This is a genomic window from Richelia sinica FACHB-800, from assembly GCF_014698825.1.
GTDB lineage: Bacteria > Cyanobacteriota > Cyanobacteriia > Cyanobacteriales > Nostocaceae > FACHB-800.
The window spans coordinates 1-24,499 of the sequence record NZ_JACJTT010000041.1 but is presented as its reverse complement, the minus strand read 5'-3'; the positions used below and the strand labels follow the sequence as shown (position 1 = coordinate 24,499).

The following is a 24,499-nucleotide window of genomic DNA, read 5'->3' as shown; positions in this document are numbered from 1 at the left end:
GGTGATAATAATTAAGCAAGACTGGTAGTTTGCAATATTTGATGTAGGTTTTGCAATAAGTCCTTAGCTGTAAAAGGTTTCGCTAGCACTGCTTCCACATACTGGACTACTGGTTGCAAAACTTCTGTGGTGTTGAGTCCGGTACAAGCCATAATGGGTAATTGGGAGTTCATTTTTCTTAATGCGCTAATGGCATTATCGCCGTTCATTTCTGGCATCATAATATCCATGAGCACAGCACTGACTTCCTGCTGATGTTGGGCATAAAGTGCGATCGCTTCAATACCATTACTAGCACTAAGAGTGCGATAATTGTACCTCTCTAGAATCATTTTTGTGACATCTTGAATATAGCTCTCATCATCCACCAACAAAATCAACTCTCCTTGGCCTTGTAGCATTTCCAAATTATCTGTTTCCTCTTCTATTGGTGCTGCTACCGCAGGCAAAAATATTTGAAATTTACTACCTTCTCCAATTTGACTATTGACTGTCAAAAAACCATCGTGGCTTCTGACAATTCCCAACACAGTTGATAACCCTAAACCTGTTCCTGTTCCCAACTCTTTGGTTGTGAAAAAGGGTTCAAAAATTCTCTCTAATATCTCTGGAGACATGCCAATGCCTGTATCCTGAACAGTAATTACTGTATGGTTACCGATTTTGGCATCCAAATTCATTTTCCCATAGGCCTCATCAATATATAAATTCTTGGCGGAAATCGTGAGTTTTCCCCCTTCTGGCATAGCATCACGGGCATTTACTACTAGATTCATCAAGACTTGATGTAATTGGGTACTGTCTCCACATACAGGAGATAAATTTTCTTGAATTTCTGTGACTAAATCGATTGATTTAGGAAATATTTGTCGTCCAATTTGTACAATTTCCATAATTAAATGGCGGATTTGCACAATGGTACGTTCTCCCTTAAATCCCCGCGCAAAAGACAAAACTTGTTTCACTAGTGCTGCACCGCGTTTAGCATTAGTTTCGATGATATTTAATAATTGTTGTTGACGTTCCTCGTTTTTATTATTTCTCGTTTTTAAAATTTGGGCAGCAGTAATAATTGGTGTCAACACATTATTTAAGTCGTGAGAAATTCCCCCTGCTAAAGTACCAATACTTTCCAATCTTTGTGTCCGAAAAAACTGTTCTTCCAGTAACTTACTTTCTGTAATATCTCTATCTACAGTCAAAATTGATTTGGGTTGTCCACCATCATCACTCATCAAAGTCCAACGGCTTTCCACCAAAATTTCTTGCTTGTTTTTAGTAAATTTACGTAATTCACCTTGCCATACTCCAGTTTCAATCACCGTGGATAAAGCTATTTCTTCCGGTTGAGTAATTAGGTGATTATAAAATACTTCATTAACGTTTTTATTCCCAATTTCCTGTTTACTCCAACCATAAACTTTTTCTGCTCCTTGATTCCAAAATAAAATCCGATTTTCAAAATCGCGGACAAAAATTGCATCAGTCGCAATATCTAATAAAGCAGCTTGTTCGCTAATCTTTTGTTCTGCTTGTTTACGCTCGGTAATATCTTCAGCAATGCCACCATAACAGTACATATTGCCCTGTTCATCTTGAATCGGGAAACTCCGTTCCCAAATCCAGCGTAAAGACCCATCAGGTTTAATAATACGATATTCTAAATTAGTAGCATTACCCTGTTTTTCCTGTTCTAACTTTTCCCAAATCAAGTGTACATCTTCGGGATGAATTGCCTCTATCCAGGAATTGGGATCTTCATTTAAACTTTGGCAGGAACGTCCCCAAATTTTTTCATAGGCAGGATTAACATACATATTCTCATTAGCATTAACTCTGCCAAACCAAATCACAGCATTGATATTTTCGGTAAAATAACGAAATTTACCTTCACTCCTAATTAGTTCTTGTTCTATACATTGACGTTCAATAATTTCTTGTTGCAAATGCTCATTAACTGCTACTAATTCTGCTGTCCGTTCTCTCACTCTCTGTTCTAAATCTTCCCTGGCTTGACGCAACTCAAATTCTATCAATTTACGTTGACTAATATTACATATTAACCAGCGCCAACCAGTTAATTCACCTTGATGATTATAAATTCCTGCTACCCTCACACTAGCAGGGATCAACTGACCTGTGCGGGGTTGAATCTCTAGTTCCCAATCCTGCAAATTTTGTAAATTCATCAACCGAGACATAAAATTATGTCGGTCTGCTGGAGCAATAAATACTATTAATGGTTTACCGACTATATACTCTGGTTTTATAGCTAGTAAAGCTGCGGTTGCTTGATTACATTCCTGAATAATACCTGTTTTGTCAGTGACTAAGTAACCGTGGGGAGCAAATTCAAATAAATCTTGATAACGTTGTCTCTCCAGTTCTAGTTTTTCACGAGTAATTGCTAATTGTTCATTTTGTTGACGAATTTCTTCTTCAATTATCTGTAATTCTTCTATGGTCTGTTGCAATTCTTGGTTAATTACCAATAATTGTTGAGACTTTTGCTCTATCCATTGTTGTAAAATATCATGGGTTTGACATCTGATTTGATCTAGCTCATTATGGGGCGATAAATCGACAGATAATCCTGCTAAATGTTGCTGTAAAGCGGTGATAACACCAAACATTTTTAACACATCAAAAGCACGCCACAAACTAGCAGTTGTAATGATGCCTAATAATTTATTTTGATGATCGACAATAGGTAGATGTTGAATATCATGTTGTTGAATAATAAATAATACAGCGTTGATATCTTCAATCTCAGACTGCTGGATAGTAACCATATTGGTGATCATCACATCACCTACTGATGTTTGGCACAAGTCTATCCCCAAACTCATCAATCTGAGAATATCCTGTGCTGTTAATATCCCAATTAATTGTTCTGCTTCAACTACTAAAACATAATTACTGGTTTTGTCAGTACCACCATTCATTAAGTTGATGGCATCAATAATATGCAGATCAGGTCTAATGGTGACTGGATCATAATTGATGAAATCTTTCAATTGAGGTAAAGCGATGAGTTGACGATTAACTTCCATGGCTAAAACTATGTTTTCTGATTATCTTTAACCTTTAATCACTTGTTGATTAGATTGATATTGGTCAAGAGGGTGGATAAAAATAACAATAGTCATGGCTGCAAGGAAAATAAATTCCTCCTATGTAAACTACAGGAAGTGCAGAACCATTTAAAAAATGAAAGATGAATTATTTTGCTCTTGAGATGAAAAATTTAATATCGAAATATTCTGTTTTCATTAATAATACCATCTATTATATTCGCTAAGTAAATAACTACTTCTTAATAATTAATCTTATTTTCAGGTTTTAGGATATGCTATTTACGGGGATTCATAGATTAAACTAATGGTTACTATAGATAGCCTGATTTATGCTTGATAAATCTTGTGTCTACTGTCATTGGTAATAAACTTAAGTTCCCAAGAGTGATAGGAACAAGATAACTTTTATCTCCACGCCAGTCGAGTCAAAATGGCACACATTGATATATATTTTATCTATATCTCTGTGGTTAGGCAACAGAAATTCAATGATTAGCCTACCGAGGACAGGATAACAACATAATTAAAGAAAAGTTTATCTGCAATTCATTTTTTATGTTACATGGAGTTACAAATGTAACTCCTGATCCTACTATACTTCCAGAATTGAGCTATCCATAATTCTCATAGAATTAATCGATACGCCAAGAGAAATGGGGATAATTAACGACTGAATTAAAGCGAAAATTCCTATTTGAATATATTTAATTTTTGGGATCAGGCTAGTACCAGTTAATTTGTTTTCATCTACTTTTTTAATGATCTGAAGTGGAAGAATATTGATGAGTACATCATTGAAGCGATCGCTATTTTCATCACTGTACCCACATTGATTAATTTGGGCGTAAAAATCCTATCGTTTTTTAACAAATCAGCCATGACTTACCAAGACTTTGATATAAAGTCATTCATATTCACAAAAAGACAGGTAAGAAAAATCTGTGGTTGGCAATAGTAATAGTTCAATTATTGAAACAAATCATTAAATTTGACATTTTCTTGAAAAGAAACTTTACATAGGAGTAAAAGTATTATGGATTTTCAAGATTTTCTCAGACATAAGTTTGCTCACGTTGCCATTGGTGAGTTTAAACCTGGCAAGTTTGAAGCTGCCAAGCAACTGTATGAAGAAGCAGTTTCCACCTATACAACAGGTTTCCAAGGGGCATATTTACTACAAGAACCAGGTACAGATAAAGGTATATCTGTAATTTTTTGGGAGAGTGTAGAAGATATGGCCGCAAATCAAAATCAAATGTATCAAAGCATTCTCAAGAAAATGTCACCTTTATTTGCTGAACCTCCTACTACAGTTGTTTATGAGTTGGTATGTGAGATTCAGCCAGAAAAAGAGGTGACAGGTGAATAGGTGACAGGTGACAGTATTTATACAAAATCGAAAAATGTTGGCAACAAGATGATTACCCCACCCACACTATCGTGCACCCTCCCCGCAAGCGGGGAGGGTTGGGGAGGGGTTTGCTCAATGTGTTGGTTGCTTTTGGCGAATTGGTATTATTTATCTTCCTGTCACCTGCTGTAACATTACCAAGAATGTAATGCCCTTAATTGCGGTGTTTTCTTGACTTGATGGGCCTGCATTCGGGTGAGGACATCATCCAAAATGCCCACGGCTTCAACAATGTAAGCACCTTTATTTAACATTACACATTCTGCCCTTTCTGCCATTGCGGCATCGGTCATTTCTGCCCGTGATGGCATTCCATTTTTGACTAGGTTTTCTAAAACTTGGGTGGCCCAAATTACTGGTACGTGGGCAGCTTCACATAACCAGAGAATTTCTTCTTGAATTTCTGCCAAGCGTTGATAGCCGATTTCTATGGCTAAATCGCCTCTGGCAATCATAATCCCAAAGGGTTGTTTACCTGCGGCTTGGACGATTAATTCTGGTAGGTTGGTGACAGCGAGGGGGGTTTCAATTTTGGCGACAATTGCAGGTGAGGGGGTATTAGCTGGTAGTCTAGCTTGTAATTCTTGCTGCAACAGTTCGATATCTGAGGGTGTTTGCACGTAGGAATAACCGATAATATCAATATCATCGGCATGGGCAGCAATAAAGTCTAAATCCTGTTTATCTTTGTCGGTGAGAGAACTCAAATGCAAGTCAGTGTAGGGAAAGTTGATACCTTTATCTGGTAACAATTTTTCCCCTTTGAGACGGGCATGGGTAATTTTTAACCATACTCCCTCTGGGGCGATCGCTTCTACTCTAGCCCCAATGCGACCATCGTCAATCCAAACTTTGGCACCAACATTGAGGTGATTGAGGATTTGGGGAAGAGTGCAACTAGCTTGGTAACAGTCAGAACCAATGGTAGTGGGTAAGTCGGGGGTGAGGAGTAGAGATTCTCCTTTGAATATACGTTGTTTGGGATGGGGGGCGATCGCATATTTAATTCGTGGTTTCGGGCCACTTAAATCCATGAGGATTTTACATGTGCGTCCTACTTCTATTTCTGCTGTCCGCACATGAGCAATCATAGCCGACCATTCAGCAGTGGTATCATGGGCGCAGTTAATCCGCACACAATCTGTGCCTTGTCGCAACAGATCCCGCACCAATTCATAATTACTAGCGGCAGTGCTGGGTAATGTCACCATGATTCTCACACGGCGATGTTTAAGGGTTTTGCCAAATAAGGTTTCTGTATGTTCTTGCAATAAGCGATCGCCCTCAAAAAATGCTTCCATGGGAGGATGAGGAGGTAAAGGGCGCATTTGTGGTTGAGACACTGCTGCTAAGGTGGCAATTACCGCATCTAAATTAGGTAGGACTTTGGCCTCAATTCTCCCTAAAGACGACAAACCCCAAGGCATCAAAGCTGCTTGGAGTGGACGTAAATCATGTCTTCGTAATGCCATATAATAGGCAAGATTCAGACTACTATTAATAAAAGCTTCTCGGTGAATGCGCGATCGCCAGCTTTGAAAAATCTCCCTTCCCTCTGTATACACTGACTGACGCAGTTGTTGCAATGTTGCTAATAAGGTCGGTGGATCAAAGAGATCCAAACCGACTAAATCTTTGTGAGGTTCTAATTTAGTGGACTGCATATGAGTAAAGTCTACTTTCCAAAATTTACTGGACTAGAAATTTGAGAGTAGGGATTTTTTCATGCCTGCCTTTTATAGCGGTAGACAAGACAGTTAGGACATTAACTACAACTAAAACTTAGACACAAAAAGGCTTTTAGCACTGTCACCTGTCCCCTGCTATACCTCGTGGGTAAAATCCAAAATCCAAACTTGCTTGACTTTCACTTCTTGCTGCCACATCCTCGATCATTGGTAATTGGTGATGCAATCAGCTATCACCAATTACCTAACACCTACTGCTGTTGTTCCGCAGCAGCAATTTCCAATTGCGTCTTGAGAACAGAATCAGGGTTGAGACTGATGGAATCTATACCTTGTTCGACGAGGAAGCGGGCAAACTCTGGATAATCGCTTGGTGCTTGACCGCAGATACCTATCTTGCGATCATATTTTTTAGCTGTAGCGATCGCTTGGGCAATTGTCCGTTTCACAGCTTCGTTGCGTTCATCAAACAGATGGGCAACTAACTCAGAATCCCGGTCTAATCCTAGAGTTAACTGTGTCAAATCGTTAGAACCGATAGAGAAACCATCAAACACTTGGCTATATTCGTCCGCAAGGATAACGTTACTTGGCAACTCACACATCACGTAAACTTGCAAACCATTTTCACCTCGTACCAAGCCATTGTTAGCCATCTCGGCTAATACTCTCCGTCCTTCTTCAGGAGTCCGGCAGAAAGGCACCATGAGAATCATATTGGTCAAGCCCATTTCGTCCCGTACCCGTTTCATCGCTTGACATTCTAGGGCAAAACCTTCACGATAACGGGGGTCATAGTACCGAGAAGCACCACGCCAACCAATCATGGGGTTTTCTTCTTTCGGTTCAAATTGTTTACCACCCAAGAGGTTGGCATACTCGTTACTCTTGAAGTCAGACAAGCGCACAATCACAGGTTTGGGATAAAATGCGGCGGCAATTGTACCAATACCTTGTGCCAATTGGGCAACGAAGAACTCAGCCTTGTTTTCGTATTGACCAGTCAACTCAGCAATTTTATATTTAGCCAGTTCGTCTGCTAATTCATCAAAGTGCAACAGTGCCAATGGATGGGCTTTGATATGGTTAGCAATAATAAATTCCATTCTCGCTAAACCAACACCATCATTAGGAATCGCCGTTAAACCTAAAGCCTCCTCTGGGTTGCCCACATTCATCATAATTTTCGTGCGGGTACGGGGCAAGTTTTCTAAAGGCAATTCTTGCACTTCAAATTTCAACAAACCTGCATAAACTTTGCCGGTTTCACCTTCAGCACAACTCACAGTAACATCTTGTCCAGTAGTTAATGCTGTGGTGGCATTACCACAGCCCACAAGGGCCGGAATGCCCATTTCCCTGGCAATAATCGCTGCGTGACAGGTACGTCCACCAGAATTAGTGACAATGGCACTAGCTTTCTTCATGATGGGTTCCCAGTCTGGGTCGGTGCGGTTAGTGACTAACACTTCACCAGGTTGAAATTGGTTGATGTTATGTACATCGAGAATGACTCTAGCTTTACCTTGGCCAATCATTTCTCCCACACTCCGACCAGTTAGCAACACCTCACCTTTTTCTTTTAGTTGATAACTGCGGAGAACAGTTTTTGATTTTTGAGATTGTACTGTTTCTGGTCTGGCTTGAACGATAAATAATTCGTTCGTAATTCCATCTTTTGCCCATTCAATGTCCATTGGCGTGTAGGTGTCACGCACTTGGGAATAGTGTTCTTCAATGATGCAAGCCCATTTTGCTAATTGCAAAATTTCATTGTCATCGAGGGCAAATTGATTACGTTCAGATTGGGCAACGGAGACGTTTTTGGTTAATTTTAAACCGCCTTCGTCATAAATCATTTTAATTTCTTTTGTACCCAGGCGTTTTTGCAGGATCGGTTTATATCCTTGCTTCAAAGTGGGTTTGAATACTAAATATTCATCTGGGTTAACTGCACCTTGAACCACGTTTTCACCTAAACCGTAAGCAGCAGTAATTAAGGCGGCATCTTTAAACCCGGTTTCTGTGTCAATGGTGAACATTACACCAGAACTAGCTAAATCGGAACGCACCATCTTTTGTACGCCTACAGATAAAGCTACCTCAAAGTGATCAAAACCTTTGATTTGACGGTAGGAAATGGCGCGGTCAGTGAAAATAGAGGCAAAGCATTTGTGACAAGAATCGAGTACACCTTTGAGACCGTGAACATTGAGATAAGTCTCTTGTTGTCCCGCAAAACTAGCGTCTGGTAAATCTTCTGCTGTGGCACTGGAACGCACAGCCACATCTGTATCAATACCATACTCTTGGCACAGTCCTTGATATGCTCTAGCGATCGCTTCTTGCAATTCTATGGGAAATGGTGTTTCTAACATCAGCAACCTAGCTTGTTTGCCACATTGCCGCAGACTTTCCATGTCTTCCACATCTAAATTAGCAAAAATCTTCCTGAGTTTTGCTTCTAGACCCGCTGCCTTAATGAAATACCTATAAGCATAGGCAGTAGTCGCAAATCCCGTCGGAACTTTCACTCCCTTAGACTTGAGTGATTGAATCATTTCTCCCAAGGAAGCGTTTTTACCACCAACATAAGGAATATCTGCAATCCCTACTTGATTAAAAGGTAAAACAAAAGCTTCTTCCTTAGGAATTGAACGATCCCAGTCTTGGTTGCGTCTTATTTCCAACATATTTAATATTCCTTTAATACTTACGGTTCTTTAATTAAGTAGCTGGTCTAAATAGCTCTGTTCTTTCCTACAATTTTTTTATACTCAAAGAATTTGAGGATCTTGTGAGGATACCCATCAATAGATACAGCAAAGGTATTGGAGAGTCAAAGCCTTAATCCCAGCTAATATACAGCCAATAATTGCTGTTGTTTTCCTTGCTGAATCGGCAATTTATTAGACATCTGGTGGTAATTAAATGCGGGTGGTTTGAAACCCTTGTAGAGACGTTCCACCGGAACGTCTCCACATTATTCATTATTCATTTTCACCAGAGGTCTATTGGCAATGGCTAAATATCAATCATGCAATCATCTATTTTGCAGATAAATGTGATTGAAGATACATTATATTAACAGTAATTATGTATAAATATGAACTATTGTATTGTTATCCTACTAATTCTCACAAAATCCTCACATTCATAGGTTAAATTGAAAACATAAAAGCCTGTTATGACTTTTTTTCGGCCTTTCACCTGCCCAGATGAAATGGTGAAGTAACTATATATAAAGGATTTTAGAGAAATATGAATTACTGTCCCTGCTGTTCCGATTTGTTATTACAACATTTACGCGGTTCCCACGCTTATTGGTTTTGTCGTACCTGTTGGCAGGAAATGCCCATTATCAGGGAAAAATCCCATTCTTTACCAGAAACCATTTTTCAAAAAATTCCCCATCAACTGCGAACCAAAAAACAGATTTCTCCCTTCTATGCTCCCTCTAGCCACTCCCTCACTGGTTGGATAGGAGTAGATACTTTATCCGTGTAATCAATTAACATCCTGTTAACAACAGTCCTGAACAATAGTGTGTTTCCTTTCTGTTACTCATAGTTGGTCATTGAGATCATAAACAGCAATCAGCCTACAACTTCTTCAGGGATAAATTAACTCCAACCTATGGGAAGATGCAGATAAGATTTTTATTTTGTGAAAATCCACAGTTAGTTTCTATCAATACAGATTTAGACAACTCTTCAGATCGAGTGGTGATGCAACTGCTTTAAGTCTGGGTAAGGATATGTCCCCACCTTGTAAAGAACATTTCCTGAATGCTACCGTCTACAAGTTGACGCTAGTATCCAGAGTGCACAGACAATGAAGCGCAAAAATTTATTAATTACAGTCCTGATTACTACCTTCATCACACCCTATGCAGCTTTTGCCAAACCACCCAGATATGTGGACAAAACCTATAAATGTGACATTCTCGTTGTCGGTGGGGGACTGTCTGGTGTTGCCACAGCATATGAAGGGTTACTGGCAGGAAAAACAGTATGCTTGACAGAAATAACCGACTGGTTAGGAGGACAAATTTCTGCTCAAGGCACATCTGCATTAGATGAACGACCAACTCAACGGCAAAAACAATTCTATTCTCGCGGTTATTTAGAATTACGCAACCGCATTCAACGCAAATATGGAAAACTTAATCCTGGTGATTGTTGGGTGAGTGATTCCTGCTTCCTTCCCCGTGATGCTCACAACGTTATGGGTCAAATGCTCAAAGATGCCGAAAGGGAGGGAAAAGGGAAGTTGCAATGGTTTCCCAATACTGTGATTAAGGAGTTGGAGATTAGTAAAGATGGGAAGATAATTAATAATGCGATCGCTATTCAGCATCAACCAGTTAAAAATACACCACCCCTGAATACCTTTCCTCTCTCCCAAACCATTGAAGATGCCTATCGCTATGAAAACTCCCCTCGCTTCACGAAAAGCATCATTCGCTTTGTTGCCAAGCAATCCCAACGTAACGCACCGAATTGGTATGTAGTCGATGCCAGTGAAACAGGAGAAATAGTAGCTTTAGCAGATGTTCCTTACCGCTTAGGAATAGATGCTCGCTCCTATTTGGAACCTTCTTCTTCTAGTGCTACTAACGACCCTTATTGTACCCAAGGCTTTACTTATACCTTTGCCATGGAGGCAACTCAAGAGCCACAACCGCAAACAATGCCCCCATTTTATCCTGTATATGCTCCTTATTTTAGCTATGAATTGAAGCGGTTAGCCAACTTTGATTTAGTCTTTACCTATCGTCGCATTTGGAGTCCTAAGCAAGGACAACCAACAAGATTTGGTGGTGTAAATTTTACAGCCCCTACCCCTGGAGACATCTCCATGCAAAACTGGACTTGGGGTAATGACTATCGTCCTGGTACTGCTCAAGATAATCTCATTTATACTCGTCAACAACTACAAGCTACTGGACAATTAAAGCCTGGAGGTTGGATGGGGGGACTGAGAACTGAAGCCCTGGCCAAAGGTGAAGAAAAAGCTTTAGCTTATTATTACTGGTTAGTCGCTGGCACAACAGATTCCCAACTAGGAGAAGGGGTAAAACAACCCCAACCAAATAACCGCTTCTTAAGAGGTTTCAAATCTCCCATGGGAACGGTGCATGGTTTATCGAAATATCCCTATATGCGGGAAGGTAGAAGAATTATTGGTCGTCCCAGTTGGGGACAACCGGAAGGGTTTGGAATTTGGGAAATCGATATTTCTCGCCGCAATTATAATGATGAATATTATCGCCAAACCCTGCCTCTGGCTATGTATCGCCAGTTAAAAGCGGCACTATCTGGTTTAGAAGCCACAGCCGTGATTGGTGGTCAAATCTCACCAGATCAGGCAATGCGCCGCACTCGTTCCACTATTTTCCCTGATGCAGTTGGTATTGGTCATTACGCCATTGACTTTCATCCTTGTATGGAAAAAAGTCCACCAGAAGCACCTGGCAATAGGGAACGGCCTGGAGAAAGAAGGGGTGCAGGTTTAGCTTATCCATTTCAAATTGCTTTAAGAGCAATGATTCCCCAAAAAATTGATAATTTAATTGTTGGCGGTAAGAGCATTGCTACAAGCCATATTGCTGCTGCTGCTTATCGGGTGCATTCCTTTGAATGGTCTGCGGGTGCAGCTGCGGGAACAGTTACTGCCTATGCTCTGAAGAATAACATCGCACCTTACCAGCTAGTGGATGATTTACCGAAAATAGAACCGCAACTACTGTCTCTGCAAAAACTGTTGCAGCAAAATGGCAATCCCACTGCTTTTCCTGATACTTCCATTTTTAACCAAAATTGGGAAGATTGGCGTTAGATTCTCTGTTTTTCACTGTCAGTGGTCAGTTGGGATGTGGAATAAACCAATGAACACTGACATTGACATAAACTAGATATTTGTAGTGCGAATGTGTCAATCTCGTTGTTGATTCCTGAAGTTATGTTGACCAATCTTGCTTTTGTTTATGATATGGCTACAGCACCAACTGTAACTCCTGAAAAAACCAGTCAGGTTGTCAAAAAACCCTATCCTAATTACAAAGTCATTGTCTTAAATGATGATTTTAATACCTTTCAACATGTAGCCGAATGTTTGATGAAGTATATTCCAGGGATGACCAGCGATCGCGCTTGGGATTTGACAAATCAAGTACACTATGAAGGACAAGCGATTGTTTGGGTTGGGCCGCAAGAACCAGCAGAACTTTACCATCAACAATTGCGACGTGCTGGCTTGACAATGGCTCCCCTGGAAGCTGCTTAATTATTATGGGTAAATCTACAGATGGTAGACTCGTTTGGAATCACTCTACTCACCTTTCTGGTCTCATTCCTGTTTTGGAACGTCTATGTCAACAGGAGGGTATTCAAACTGTTACCCCAGCAGTGATTAATCGAGTCAAGGGTCATGTACCAAAGATGCAGCTAAGGGTGTCTGTACCAATTCGCGGTGGCTATAAAGTAATTGCTCGACAAGGTAAAACGGTACAAGAAGTATTTGTACTCACCACTCTAGCACAGGAACAATTGGAGCAAGCGATCGCGATCGCCATGAAAATAGCATGAATATTCATCAATATATGTAAGGGTAGAATATTTTGTATCTCTACCCTTCAATTGTGATGAGCAATTTTCAATTTCTGTGATTTTCGGTTTATTCCTTCCCCCGATGGGATAATACCACCCAGAAATGCCCAATTCCATATATCTTGACTATTCCTCAACATGGTGAACCGCAAATTTATGTAGTGGCAAACTGAGGATACAAGAAAATGTTAAAAAATAAGACAATGCTGTAGTAATTTTGAGAGTCATAGCTAAACCTTCATAACTCGGTAAAACTAACTTCTCAATTCCAAAAGCTACACAATAAACCAGCCAGTAAGAAAAGCTCATTCTCAATAAGATTTGCTCTGTTTCTTGCGCTTCATCTTGTTTTTGCTGATTACCCCACAGCAATAATAGTCCCACAATACAAGCTACAAAGGAAACAGCAACTACAAAATCATGACAAAAGAGGTTGACTGTGAGCATTTGTCTTTATTCCCATATTTTTATTTTTCTATCGACATTAGTCTAAAGGAATAATTCGCGAGGATAAACAAAATAGTTACAAACTGCAATAGTTAACTAGAGCATTTGTAAACAAATGCAAAGATTGTTTTCAAGACCATATATTTACAAATTTGCATATTTTGCTTAGTGCTTTTTGTGATAGCTATTTAATGCTTCACCTTAGTTATGTAGAAATGGGAAAGTTTGAGAACTGTCCACTAAAAACTATCAAGTTCTTGATTTGCAATTTCTGGATTTTTAGCTTTTGCCAATGCCAATTACCATAAATGAGGCAAAATGTATATCTAAAATCCTTTTGACATGCTCTTGCTTTGTTTCAAGCATTTTTGATGCTCTTAAAATTAGTGTTGTTAATTTTTGGTGAGCAACTATGTTTAAATCGTCAATTCACAAACATGCAATCAAATCAAGAAACAGGATCATTTGACCTATTTCTTCCTGAATTTGCCCAAAAATATTCCCGATATCTTGAAAAATTTTAGAAATAAAGAAATAGTAGATGCACCTTAATGAAAATATATCCCTCAGAGTGTAACTGAGGGTTTTATTTTGCTTAAGTGTAATTGTTTGAGTGTGTTATTTTGTGAGTAAAACAAGTTCTCTCAAAAGTAGAACTTTTCCCGGACAGGTCATGAAACTGATGAATCATAAGATGGAAAATATACCTTAAGTGATTCATCTTCCTCAGTCTTGTCCACTGAGGAATTTTATTATATCAACTATTACTTAGAAAAAATCAAATGTTGGTAGAAAAAGTAAAATTTTGATGATACAAGCTAGAAGTAGGGATTTATCGCACAATAGAAGGCAGTAAAGTCGGTGCTAACAAGATTGCATAACAGATGAAGCCAAAAAATAGGGTAGTCAGAAGAGTAATTAAGTAACTGACGCACATGAGTAAGCCATCATCTTCAATGGTGGCGATCGCTAGAAGTAAAATCCCAATGGTGGGGATGGGATTGGTGAAGGGGATGGGAGAAATCAGCAAGATGGTTAACCAGGAGAAGCAAAGACCGTTCAATTGCCAAGTCCAAGGATGAGATGCGATCGCTTCTAAGCGAGGACAGGCGATTTTTTCCACAATTCTCGTCACCCGTCGCAAATTATTTAAAATCACCTGGGTAATGGGACGGGGAAATTGATATTTAGCGATTTTTTTCGGTAACCAAGGCGATCGCCTTCCTAACAGCATTTGCACTGACAAGATTAAACAAGCAGCGCCAAAGGGCCCAGTTAACCCTGGTGGCATGGGAAACAAAAATGGTAATACTAATAATGCTATTACCAAGCTAAAGCCCCGTTCTGATGTTTCCGCCAAAATATCCCCTAGAGTTAGCGGTTGTTCAGCTAAACGATGTAACAACGTTTTAATATCGTGGGAAAACCTCAGGTGCATAGTTGGTGCTAATTGCTTCAAAAGGTCACTTTATCCAGATTTGCATACTCTTGGCCCAGTTTATGCTGGTGGTACAAATACAGCGATCGCCCTGGGAATGACGCGAAAAGAAGCGGGAGTATAGGTTGTAATTTCCCCATCTGTATTGATGGGACGAGGTTTGCGGGTATAAATCTCGATTTCTTGACCATGTAAAGCGCGGACATTCGACCAGTGGATATGCCTCCCTTGACGCATTGCTGGAAGTAAAAGCAGAATTTGCCACCAATGTTCTATTTCCATGCTGTATAAATCTAATCTCTGGTCATCAATTGTAGCATCATGCACCACAGCCATACCACCACCATAGTAACGACCATTACCAATGGCGATTTGTACAGTTTTGACGAGAATAGATTGACCGTTCATACAAATTTCTGCACTAAAGGGACGGGACTCCCAGATGACTCGTAGTGCGGTAGCTGCATAGGCAAATATTCCCCACCGACGTTTTACTTCTTTCGTTAAACGTTGGGTAATTTTTACACTTAATCCTAAACTAGCGACATTGAAAAAATATTTATTATTGACACAACCTAAATCTATCCGACGTAAATTACCAGCAGCAATTAATTTACAAGCTTCTGGTATAGAAGCAGGAATTCCCAAAGTTCTTGCTAAATCATTAGCAGTTCCCATGGGTAAAATTCCCAAAGGTAATTGAGTGTCAACGATGGCATCTACTGCGGCATTTAAAGTTCCATCTCCACCACCCACAATTACTAAATCAACATCATCCCGATAATGGTGAATAGTTTCTCCTAGATTTTGTGGATGTTCTGTTGATTGTTCAATTACATGAAAACCCAGTGTTTCTAAACAATGAATTGCCTCTAAACAACGAGTTTGTCCTTGACGAGAATGATGATTTACTAACAGCAGTGCGCGGGGACTCATGGGTGTAACCTTTGTAGTTGATCGTGCCAATTATCTAAGTCCATTTAACCCTGCTTGAATATTACTCTCAAAGCTAGGTAAAGCGGTGATGCAGCTTGTCTATCATCTGAAAATGATCATGAATAAATTTTGATGGTTATCTAGAGATAAATGCTTAAGGGAGGCAATACTATGTTAATTGTGATAGTTTGCTGTATGTAGACACACTGCTTTGTTAAGGTCAGGTTAAAGTGAATAGATTTTTCACAGATGATTGCTAGTTACTACAGTTTAACCTAATTGCCTATATCTATGTTCATTCTGGAGCAATGGTTTCATTACTTTAAGACAAGTTAGTTGATTATATCGAAAATCACATAAAAAACATCCCTTGACCAGACCATATCCCAGGTTGATATAGTTAGGAAAAAATATATCTTGCAGCCACAGTATCCAATCCCAAATATGTCCTTGGAAATGAAAAATGTGAATTGTCAATTACTGACTACCAAAATAATCGCGCAATAATTATACCTAACTGAACACAGATAATTCCGAGTATGGCACTACCAGCCCAATAACAAGTAGCTGTTAAAAAATGTCCACTCCGCAATAAATTAATAGTATCTAAACCATAGGTAGAAAAAGTTGTATAGGCACCTAAAAATCCTGTGGCAATCATTAAACGTATTTCTAGAGAAGTAATAGCCATTTTCTCTATTGCTAAGGTAGTGAAAAAGCCCATACCCAAGCAACCAGTGAGATTAATCACAAAAGTGCCGTAGGGGAAAGTAATACCAAATTGTTGGGTAACCCACAATGTAACATAATAGCGACTTAAGGCTCCAGCGATCGCACCCAAGCTAATAGCGATTGGTTGGCGTATGGATGGATCTATGGGCATAGATTAAATTAAATAGAGGGGTACAAATAATCAAAGCAAACAGCAATAAATTATACTGAAAATAATGAGCAAGGTAAATAAAATCACACAAAAAGTTAAATCAACCCTACATTTTTTCCGCAATCTGTTGATTGTACATTGGCGTTCTTTGCTGCTGATGTTATTGGGGGTGTATTTACCTTTGCAGGTAGTACAAATTTTAGCTGTGAAGGTCTGGCAAAATGAAGGGGGTTTTCCTTGGGATGTACCAACTTTGTTAGCAATTCATGGCTACTCTAACCCCCAATTAGATATTTTTGCTGTCTTTGTAACGCGGGTGGGGTCAGCTTGGACGGCATTTCCGGTGTTGAGTGCGATCGCTTTTCTATTATGGCAGAGAAAAAGATGGCGATCGCTGGCCTATGTCATCATCACTGCCCTGGGCAACGTTGCCATTAACCGGACAGCAAAGGAAATCATGCACCGCATCCGTCCCCAACTGTGGGAGTCCAAAGCACCAGAATTCGATTATTCTTTTCCCAGCGGTCACGCAATGACCAGTATGACCTTAGTGGCAATCTTATTAGTATTAAATTGGCACCATCCCCGACGCTGGTTAATTCTTGCTATTGGCAGTTTGTATCTTCTCCTCATCGGTTGGACACGTCTTTATTTAGGAGTTCATTTTCCCAGCGATATCCTCGCAGGTTGGATGGTTGCATTAGCTTGGTCTATAGGAGTAAGTTTGATTATCAAACCGAACTTGCATCGGGTTAAACCCAGCAACAGTAAAATTCAACCAGAAACATCTCTACTTCCTGATGAAAGAGAGTAAGCATATACAGCAGGTGACAGAAGTTCAGAAGTTCAGAAGTTCAGAAGTTACAGAAGTTCAGAAGTTCAGAAGTTACAGAAGTTCAGAAGTTCAGAAGTTACAGAAGTTGCAGAAGTTGCAGAAGTTCAGAAGTTCAGAAGTCGCAGAAGTTACAGGAGTTGCAGAATAATTAATGTCCTAACCGCGCTGTCCGTTGCTATATATTTGGTGAAAATGAATAATGAATGTAGAGACATTCCATCGGAACGTCTCTACAAGAGTTTCAAATCATTTACATTTAATTACCACCAGAAATCTATTTTCTTCTTTAAATAGGTGAATATTTACTCTTTGGTGTAGTCATGGATATGGAATTGATTTCTTTTAAATACACCCTCGTAAAATCTTCTCCCATCCCTAAAGTGTAATCTTCAATTAAACCTTGACGATTAATAGAAATATCGTTATCTTTTTTAATCACCACAATCCCATCATCTGCCACATTTCTAACTAACATCATTTCTATTTCGCTAGGATTATCTAAAATCACAATATTACTACTCTGATAAAACATACCCTCTGCTTCTAATATTTCTTCTGGGTATTCGGCAATCAGTAAATCAAGTTTAGGATAACGCAACAAAGATTGTACATTACTGTTGTAATCTTTATTTAAGACTTTTTGGGAACGGTTGATAAATAAACCTTGACGACTGACCGCACCAATTGTCCATTCAGGATGTTGAAAAAGAATGTGATCTATGGTTGTTTGAAGTTCGGGAATAGCGATGTGATTAAAGGTAATAATGGGAATTTTGGCATCTTCGGCAGAGTGAAAGAAAGTGGCTAAAATATGTGCGGGAACATCTACACTTTCACCCACTGCGGGGTTGAGGTGCATGAAAATTCCTGGTGCAGAATTAATTTCTAAAATCGCTAATTTACCAGATTTCCAAGATTCAGAAAGATTGGGAGCAATCACATCAATACCCAAACAGGTGAGGCGGAAGTGTTGGGCAATGTCTTGAGCTAAAATGATATTGTCATGGTGAATTGCATTGGTAGCATTGATGCTGACTCCACCAACGGAGAGATTCGCGACTTTGCGTAAAGAAACAGTGCGATCGCTCTCTATAATACTATCTAATGTCCATCCCTGCTCCTCTAGATACAACTCCATTGCCTCATCAATCAAAATCTTACTCATGGGAGAAGTAGGTGTATCCCAACGTTCTGGTTTGCGGTTCTCCCGTCTAATTAACTCTTTAATTGTGGAATAGCCATCACCCACCACAGATGCGGGACACCGTTCTGTCGCTGCGACAAATTTACCATTCACACACAGTAAGCGAAAATCTTTCCCCGCAATGCTATTTTCTACAATAACTCTGGTTGGCTGTTCTTCGGGAATTGCTAACAAAGCTCGCTGATAAGCCGATTTTAACTCTCTTTCTGTTTGCACCTCAGCTGTCACACCAATTCCCTTATGACCTATGACAGGTTTCACCGCAACTGGATAGCCAATATCCTCTGCTACTGTTAATGCTTCCGCTTCTGACGTGACAATTTCACCTTGTGGAACTGGAAAACCTAAGCTTTGCAAAAATGCTTTACAGTCGTCCTTACGGGTCGTAAATTCTGAATCAATATGGCTATCAGTATCAAAGGTCGTCGCTACCCCCCGCACCAATTTTCTCCCATGGCCATATTGCATCAAGCCTTCTTCCCATAAATAGAAGGTGGGAATACCCTGTTTAGAAGCAGTTCTTAACAAAGCGTAGACCGTTGGCCCACCATAGACAGAATATCGAAATCTGTTTTGCAATTTTTCCAGGCTTTTTTCCCAGGGAAAACTCCGGTTATCTGTGATATTTTCAAACCAATCCCAGACAGTGTATAGAACTTCTTTACTAGTGCGTTCGTGCAATGCTTGAATACTAATTCGCACATAATCATCATAGGCTTTGACACGCCAATGATTGAGATGCAAATCCATATCTAGCTGTGACACCTCCGAGACTACACGCGCAAACAGGTCAGCGTAAGAATTATACTTGTATTCTGCCAAATGAGGATAGCGATCGCTGACAACTTGCACATATTCCTCAATCTCTAATGGCTGTCGATAATTTGTCAACGCAAAATCAAAAACTACAGCACCTGTCTCTAGGTAGGGATTTGGTCCAAGATAATACTTGAAATTGAAAATATCAAAAACATCATTTTCTCTGGCATTGATACGAATTACATCACTGTGTTGCTCTTGCTCAATCATTACCTATCAACCTTTGGTTAGATACCCTGAAATTTTTACTTTTTTTGAGTAATTATGATTTACGCACGACTAACGGAAAAATAAACCACAAAGACACATTAGCGAAGCGTCCCGTAGGGATAGGAAAGAAAGATGATGTACAAGATATTTGGCATCAGTCTTGGTAAGAAAAATATACGATGGAAAAACTATATTTTCACCTGTATCTCGCCCTAGCCTACTCCTATCATCCCCAGGTTTCAGCTACCCACAGACAGAGTATCAATACAGGTGCGTTGCGCTACGCGACAACACTACAGGAAGATTTCTCAACCTGGATGAGATATTTAGCATCAGCTTACTTAAAATCCATGAAACCATCATCAAAATCTAACTTTAGAAAGGTGTAAACCTCAAACCAAACATATATAAACAACATGAGGCATTGAGGAGACAGCCCATGGATAATCAAAAAGCTGCTCTGAGAGATGAAGTCCGCTACTTAGCTGAACAAGCATTTCATCGTAAACTCATTTCTGGCTATGGAGATGGACCTGAAAGTCATGAATATCAAATAGTTTATCAGGGAAAACCGCGCCATGTTTCCCTCGAACAAGCACGATTATTTTTATTAGATTTACTCTATCGTCGTAGATTTGATTATTAATAGTTAATAGGCAAAAATGAATCTGCCGCTAGGATGATTCTCTCCTCCAAATATCATGATTTAGTAAAATTAAATCACTCAAAGCAGGAGATACTATTCATGGCTGAGAGTCAAAATCCTAGACAACTAATCATTATTGGTGGAGCCGAAGAAAAAGAAGGAGAATCACCAATTTTGCGGGAATTTGTGCGTCGTGCAGGGGGAGTCAAAGCAAAAATCATTATTATGACAGCAGCGACAGAATTACCCAGAGAAGCAGGAGAAAGATATACAGAAGTCTTTGAAAGAATTGGTGCAGCAGAAGTAAGGATTGTGGATACAGAAACCCGTGATGACGCATCCTCATCTACAGCATTAGAGGCAGTAAGGAACGCTACAGGTATATTTTTTACTGGAGGAGACCAAGCCCGCATTACATCTGTTATGAAAGATACAGAACTTGATGCTGCCATTCATCAAAGATACGCTGAAGGTATAGTCATTGGTGGAACTAGTGCCGGTGCAGCAGTGATGCCAGATAAAATGATTGTCGAAGGTGATTCCGAAACCCATGCGCGGATTGAAACTGTAGAAATGGGGCCTGGTTTAGGCTTTTTACCGGGGGTAGTGATAGACCAGCATTTTTCCCAACGGGGACGGTTAGGAAGGCTCATTTCTGCTTTAGTTCAAGAACCTGCGGTGTTGGGATTTGGAATTGATGAAAATACAGCAATGGTGGTAACTGACGGACAAGTAGAGGTAATTGGTGAAGGTGCAGTCACCATTGTCGATGAATCAGAAGCCACATATAACAACTTGGGTCAAATATTAAAAGATGAGCCTTTAGCGATTTGTGGTGCAAAACTGCACATCTTACCCCATGGTCACAAATTTGACTTGCACAAGCGTAAACCAATTGTGGACAAAAAAGTCACTGTCTAGACGTTTTGACTACAGTCATCATTTATCAAGTTGGTATTAAATATATCTCAAGCCTATCAAAGACAAAAGTTAGTAGTTCTCCCACCTAATTAACCAAACAGATGAATGGCTGTGATATCATGGGAGACTGCTGCATACATCTAGAAAAAAGAAAGTTTGATCGATCATGGCTCTGACGCAACAGCGCAAACAAGAACTAATTTCTAACTTCCAAGTTCACGAAACCGATACAGGTTCCACAGATGTCCAAATTGCAATGCTGACTGAGCGCATTAACCGCCTCAGCGAACACCTGCAAGCTAATAAAAAAGACCATTCTTCCCGTCGGGGTTTGTTAAAGATGATTGGTCAGCGTAAGCGTCTGCTTGCCTATCTTCAACAAGACAGTCGGGAAAAATATCAAGCTTTGATTGCTCGTCTTGGCATTCGTGGTTAGGAATTACCCCTATGGCTGCTGAAGAATCAGATCGTACTTCCTTACCCTTTGAGCCGAAAAAGCGCCAAAAACCTGCGAAATCTAAGACTCAATCTGTCGTCAAATCCCAGGAAACTAGCCCAGCACCAAAAAAGCAGCCACCCTTCACTAAAGAAGAGATGGCCATTCCTGAAGTAGTTAGCCAAAGAATGATTCGCAGAGTAGCAGCATTCTGTGGTATACCAACGGCTTTAGGTATTACTACTTTAGTTGCTAGTTATCTCCTGTTAATTTACGCCAAAATCCAATTACCTCCCATCGCTGTGTTACTAGTGAATATGGGATTTTTTGGTTTAGGGGTATTAGGTATTACTTACGGTGTTCTTTCCGCTTCTTGGGATGAAAATAGACCGGGAACTTTGCTAGGTTTAGGTGAATTTGGCGCTAACTGGGGAAGAATGGCCGAAGTTTGGCGTGAAACTCGAAAAAAGAACGTCTGAATCAACAGCGCTCAGGTATTTTGTCAATAATTGCGATATTGGGTAGATTGAAGCTTGAATGTTGAAGTTGAGACTTTATCACTTCAACATCAAAACATCAATATTAATAAATTTATATTATTTTTTATACCCAATATTTAGCAAAAAGTACCTAGCGCTACATTTTTTATATATTTTCTCGGTTAATTATGAATAATTCCACGACTAAGCAACAATACTGTACAGGTTAGTTGCTCAATAATTTACATAATTTATTCAATTTCATAGGAACTTGCCGATGATTGTCGTCATGAAAGTTGGTTCCCCAGAAGCAGAAATAGAGCGTGTTAACAAAGAACTATCTAGTTGGGGGTTAACACCAGAAAAGATTATTGGTCGTCATAAGGTAGTTATTGGTTTAGTTGGTGAAACGGCAGATTTAGACCCGTTACAAATTCAGGAACTCAGCGATTGGATTGAACAGGTATTAAGGGTTGAAGTTCCTTACAAGCGTGTGAGCAGACAATTTCGCCACGGGGAAGCCTCTGAGGTAGTGGTGAATACTCCTGATGGGCCTGTAGTCTTTGGTGAACATCATCCTTTGGTAGTTGTGGCTGGCCCCTGTTCCGTAGAAAATGAAGAAATGATTGTGGAGACAGCACGACGGGTCAAGGCTGCTGGTGCCCAATTTTTGCGGGGAGGAGCATATAAACCCAGAACGTCACCATATGCCTTTCAAGGTCACGGTGAAAGTGCTTTGGAATTGTTGGCCAAAGCAAGGGAAGTGAGTGGACTGGGGGTGATTACAGAAGTGATGGATGCGAGTGATTTGGAGAGAATCGCAGAAGTTGCTGATGTAATTCAAGTGGGAGCGAGAAATATGCAAAATTTCTCCCTGTTAAAAAAGGTAGGGGCACAATCTAAGCCTGTATTGCTGAAGCGGGGTATGTCTGCCACCATTGAGGAGTGGTTGATGGCCGCTGAGTATATTTTGGCAGCAGGTAATCCCAATGTAATTTTCTGTGAACGGGGGATTCGGACTTTTGACCGTCAATACACACGCAATACTTTAGATTTATCGGTGATCCCAGTGCTGCGAAAGCTCACCCACTTGCCGATTATGATTGATCCAAGTCATGGTGTGGGTTGGTCTGAGTTTGTCCCTTCTATGGCTATGGGAGCGATCGCTTCAGGTTGTGATTCACTAATGATAGAAGTACATCCCTACCCTGCCAAAGCCTTATCTGATGGGCCCCAATCCTTAACCCCAGACCGATTTGATAAATTGATGCAGGAACTTGCTGTCATTGGTCGGGCCGTTGGACGCATGAAATAAACAACCCGTTTCATACAGCAGATAGCAAGTTAATCAAGATAAAGGAAGATATTTCCCTACCTATTCCCTGGTGGATTTACTCTGGTTTAGCAAAAACACTCAGTAACACCGGGCCTAACAAGTAGTAATGACCTAAACATAAAATTCCCGCTGTTGCACCTAATTCCTGACGCTGTTCTTGATTGTAAAATCTCATCCTAGTTGGTGAATTAGCGACTAAGTGAGAGACTTGCTTTCTGCTGGTAATATCTACTAAATAAAACTTCCCTCCAGGAGCTAATACCCGTGCAACTTCTGTGAAAACTTGCTGGGGATTGGGGTAATGTAAGAAACTGATGGTGTTAAAAACGGCGTTAAATTGACCCTCAGTAAAAGGTAAAGATTCTGCATTACCTTCTACATAAATTAAGCGGGGATGATGTTGATTATTTTGTCGAGCCACTCGCAACATTTGCGCCGAAAAATCTAATCCTGTCCCCTGTAAATCAGGATAATTCTGAGCTAACCGATTGAGTAAGCGACCTGTACCACAGCCTAAATCCAGAACTTGAGGATTAGCTGGTAATTCAACTTTGGTTAATAATCTTTGATGGATAGCTTGATAGTAAACTGAAGGAATAATCCAGTCGTAAGTAGCTGACCAACGGTCAAAGAGTTGTTTTTTATCTTTGAGAAAGTTACTAATCATGGCTGAAACTATTACTATATTCCTATAATAACTCGCGTTATCTGTGGTTGACACTAATTCTCTAATAGATATCTTGTGTCAATATTCTTTTTTTGGTGCGAAGACGCAAAGTAGAAAGTAATAGTTATTATGTCGCTGCCAATTGCATAGCTAGCAGGAGCATAATAGAATTATAGACTAATCTAAGATAATATAAAGTCACAAAAGGGCAAAAACTACGTTCTTTTATGATTAAACCAATAATACCACCAGCTACTTACACTTTATATGCACAAGATTATTATTTATGGTTGAGAACAGAAATGTTGAATCCTAATACAAAACTTTACATATCTAGTTATACTAGCTCTAAAAAGGTTAAATATGTCAACAAAACATAATCTCCTCAAACCAATGAACATAACTGATTTTCTGACACATACAAGATTGTAAATAGCGAAGTTTATCTAATAGCT

Annotated in this window: 20 protein-coding genes; 11 read left to right on the top strand and 9 right to left on the bottom strand. The window is 39.8% G+C overall.

Annotation, left to right across the window (positions count from 1 at the left end):
- Positions 1 to 11: 11 nt before the first annotated feature.
- A complete protein-coding gene (locus tag H6G73_RS20685) occupies positions 12 to 3,053 on the bottom strand; it encodes a PAS domain S-box protein (protein WP_190607894.1) in 3,042 nt (1,013 codons plus the stop codon).
- A 1,054-nt stretch (positions 3,054 to 4,107) separates the two neighbouring features.
- Between H6G73_RS20685 and H6G73_RS20680 the strand changes: the two genes are divergently transcribed.
- Positions 4,108 to 4,446 carry an antibiotic biosynthesis monooxygenase gene (locus tag H6G73_RS20680; RefSeq protein ID WP_190607916.1) on the top strand — a complete coding sequence of 113 codons (339 nt, stop codon included), beginning with the start codon at positions 4,108 to 4,110 and terminating at the stop codon, positions 4,444 to 4,446.
- Positions 4,447 to 4,622: 176 nt separating this feature from the next.
- Here the strand turns inward: H6G73_RS20680 and H6G73_RS20675 are convergent, their stop codons facing one another.
- Positions 4,623 to 6,152: a pyruvate kinase gene (locus H6G73_RS20675; RefSeq protein ID WP_190607892.1), complete on the bottom strand. Its 1,530-nt coding sequence runs from the start codon at positions 6,150 to 6,152 to the stop codon at positions 4,623 to 4,625.
- Between the two features lie 275 nt (positions 6,153 to 6,427).
- A complete protein-coding gene (gene ppsA, locus H6G73_RS20670) occupies positions 6,428 to 8,869 on the bottom strand; it encodes a phosphoenolpyruvate synthase (RefSeq protein ID WP_190607890.1) in 2,442 nt (813 codons plus the stop codon).
- 568 nt (positions 8,870 to 9,437) lie between these two features.
- On the opposite strand from ppsA, the gene H6G73_RS20665 reads away from it, so the two are divergent.
- From H6G73_RS20665 to H6G73_RS20650, 4 genes are all read left to right on the top strand, one after another.
- A complete protein-coding gene (locus tag H6G73_RS20665) occupies positions 9,438 to 9,683 on the top strand; it encodes a hypothetical protein (protein ID WP_190607920.1) in 246 nt (81 codons plus the stop codon).
- A 327-nt stretch (positions 9,684 to 10,010) separates the two neighbouring features.
- Positions 10,011 to 12,017, top strand: a complete 2,007-nt coding sequence (locus H6G73_RS20660; protein ID WP_190607889.1) for an FAD-dependent oxidoreductase — start codon at positions 10,011 to 10,013, stop codon at positions 12,015 to 12,017.
- A 123-nt stretch (positions 12,018 to 12,140) separates the two neighbouring features.
- Positions 12,141 to 12,464, top strand: coding sequence for an ATP-dependent Clp protease adapter ClpS (clpS, locus tag H6G73_RS20655; RefSeq protein ID WP_190607886.1), 324 nt, complete (start codon positions 12,141 to 12,143; stop codon positions 12,462 to 12,464).
- A gap of 5 nt (positions 12,465 to 12,469) precedes the next feature.
- On the top strand, positions 12,470 to 12,766 hold the full coding sequence (locus H6G73_RS20650; protein ID WP_190607885.1) for a DUF2103 domain-containing protein: 297 nt from the start codon (positions 12,470 to 12,472) through the stop codon (positions 12,764 to 12,766).
- A gap of 147 nt (positions 12,767 to 12,913) precedes the next feature.
- Here the strand turns inward: H6G73_RS20650 and H6G73_RS20645 are convergent, their stop codons facing one another.
- The 4 genes from H6G73_RS20645 to crcB form a co-directional block, all read right to left on the bottom strand.
- Entirely contained in the window at positions 12,914 to 13,234 is a 321-nt protein-coding gene (locus H6G73_RS20645; RefSeq protein WP_190607883.1) for a hypothetical protein, read from the bottom strand.
- A gap of 832 nt (positions 13,235 to 14,066) precedes the next feature.
- Complete coding sequence (locus tag H6G73_RS20640) at positions 14,067 to 14,672, bottom strand: exopolysaccharide biosynthesis protein (protein WP_190607914.1); 606 nt, start codon at positions 14,670 to 14,672, stop codon at positions 14,067 to 14,069.
- Between the two features lie 60 nt (positions 14,673 to 14,732).
- Positions 14,733 to 15,608 (bottom strand): lipid kinase, encoded by an 876-nt coding sequence (locus H6G73_RS20635; protein WP_190607881.1) that lies wholly within the window; start codon positions 15,606 to 15,608, stop codon positions 14,733 to 14,735.
- Between the two features lie 484 nt (positions 15,609 to 16,092).
- The gene (gene crcB, locus H6G73_RS20630; RefSeq protein ID WP_190607879.1) at positions 16,093 to 16,491 is read right to left on the bottom strand and encodes a fluoride efflux transporter CrcB; all 399 of its coding nucleotides are present in this window, start codon (positions 16,489 to 16,491) and stop codon (positions 16,093 to 16,095) included.
- A 64-nt stretch (positions 16,492 to 16,555) separates the two neighbouring features.
- Here crcB and H6G73_RS20625 point away from each other — a divergent pair, with 64 nt between their 5' ends.
- Entirely contained in the window at positions 16,556 to 17,305 is a 750-nt protein-coding gene (locus H6G73_RS20625; RefSeq protein ID WP_190607877.1) for a phosphatase PAP2 family protein, read from the top strand.
- Between the two features lie 307 nt (positions 17,306 to 17,612).
- On the opposite strand, the gene H6G73_RS20620 is transcribed toward H6G73_RS20625, so the two are convergent.
- A complete protein-coding gene (locus H6G73_RS20620) occupies positions 17,613 to 19,559 on the bottom strand; it encodes an ATP-binding protein (protein WP_190607876.1) in 1,947 nt (648 codons plus the stop codon).
- A gap of 439 nt (positions 19,560 to 19,998) precedes the next feature.
- On the opposite strand from H6G73_RS20620, the gene H6G73_RS20615 reads away from it, so the two are divergent.
- The 5 genes from H6G73_RS20615 to aroF all read left to right on the top strand — a co-directional run bounded on the left by H6G73_RS20615 (position 19,999) and on the right by aroF (position 23,356).
- Complete coding sequence (locus H6G73_RS20615) at positions 19,999 to 20,205, top strand: hypothetical protein (protein WP_190607874.1); 207 nt, start codon at positions 19,999 to 20,001, stop codon at positions 20,203 to 20,205.
- A 99-nt stretch (positions 20,206 to 20,304) separates the two neighbouring features.
- The gene (locus tag H6G73_RS20610; RefSeq protein ID WP_190607872.1) at positions 20,305 to 21,126 is read left to right on the top strand and encodes a cyanophycinase; all 822 of its coding nucleotides are present in this window, start codon (positions 20,305 to 20,307) and stop codon (positions 21,124 to 21,126) included.
- Between the two features lie 166 nt (positions 21,127 to 21,292).
- Positions 21,293 to 21,562 (top strand): 30S ribosomal protein S15, encoded by a 270-nt coding sequence (rpsO, locus tag H6G73_RS20605; RefSeq protein WP_190607870.1) that lies wholly within the window; start codon positions 21,293 to 21,295, stop codon positions 21,560 to 21,562.
- 11 nt (positions 21,563 to 21,573) lie between these two features.
- On the top strand, positions 21,574 to 22,041 hold the full coding sequence (locus tag H6G73_RS20600) for a PAM68 family protein (RefSeq protein ID WP_190607868.1): 468 nt from the start codon (positions 21,574 to 21,576) through the stop codon (positions 22,039 to 22,041).
- A gap of 277 nt (positions 22,042 to 22,318) precedes the next feature.
- Positions 22,319 to 23,356: a 3-deoxy-7-phosphoheptulonate synthase gene (gene aroF / locus H6G73_RS20595; protein WP_190607866.1), complete on the top strand. Its 1,038-nt coding sequence runs from the start codon at positions 22,319 to 22,321 to the stop codon at positions 23,354 to 23,356.
- A 76-nt stretch (positions 23,357 to 23,432) separates the two neighbouring features.
- Here the strand turns inward: aroF and H6G73_RS20590 are convergent, their stop codons facing one another.
- A complete protein-coding gene (locus H6G73_RS20590) occupies positions 23,433 to 24,044 on the bottom strand; it encodes a class I SAM-dependent methyltransferase (RefSeq protein WP_190607865.1) in 612 nt (203 codons plus the stop codon).
- Positions 24,045 to 24,499: the final 455 nt, after the last annotated feature.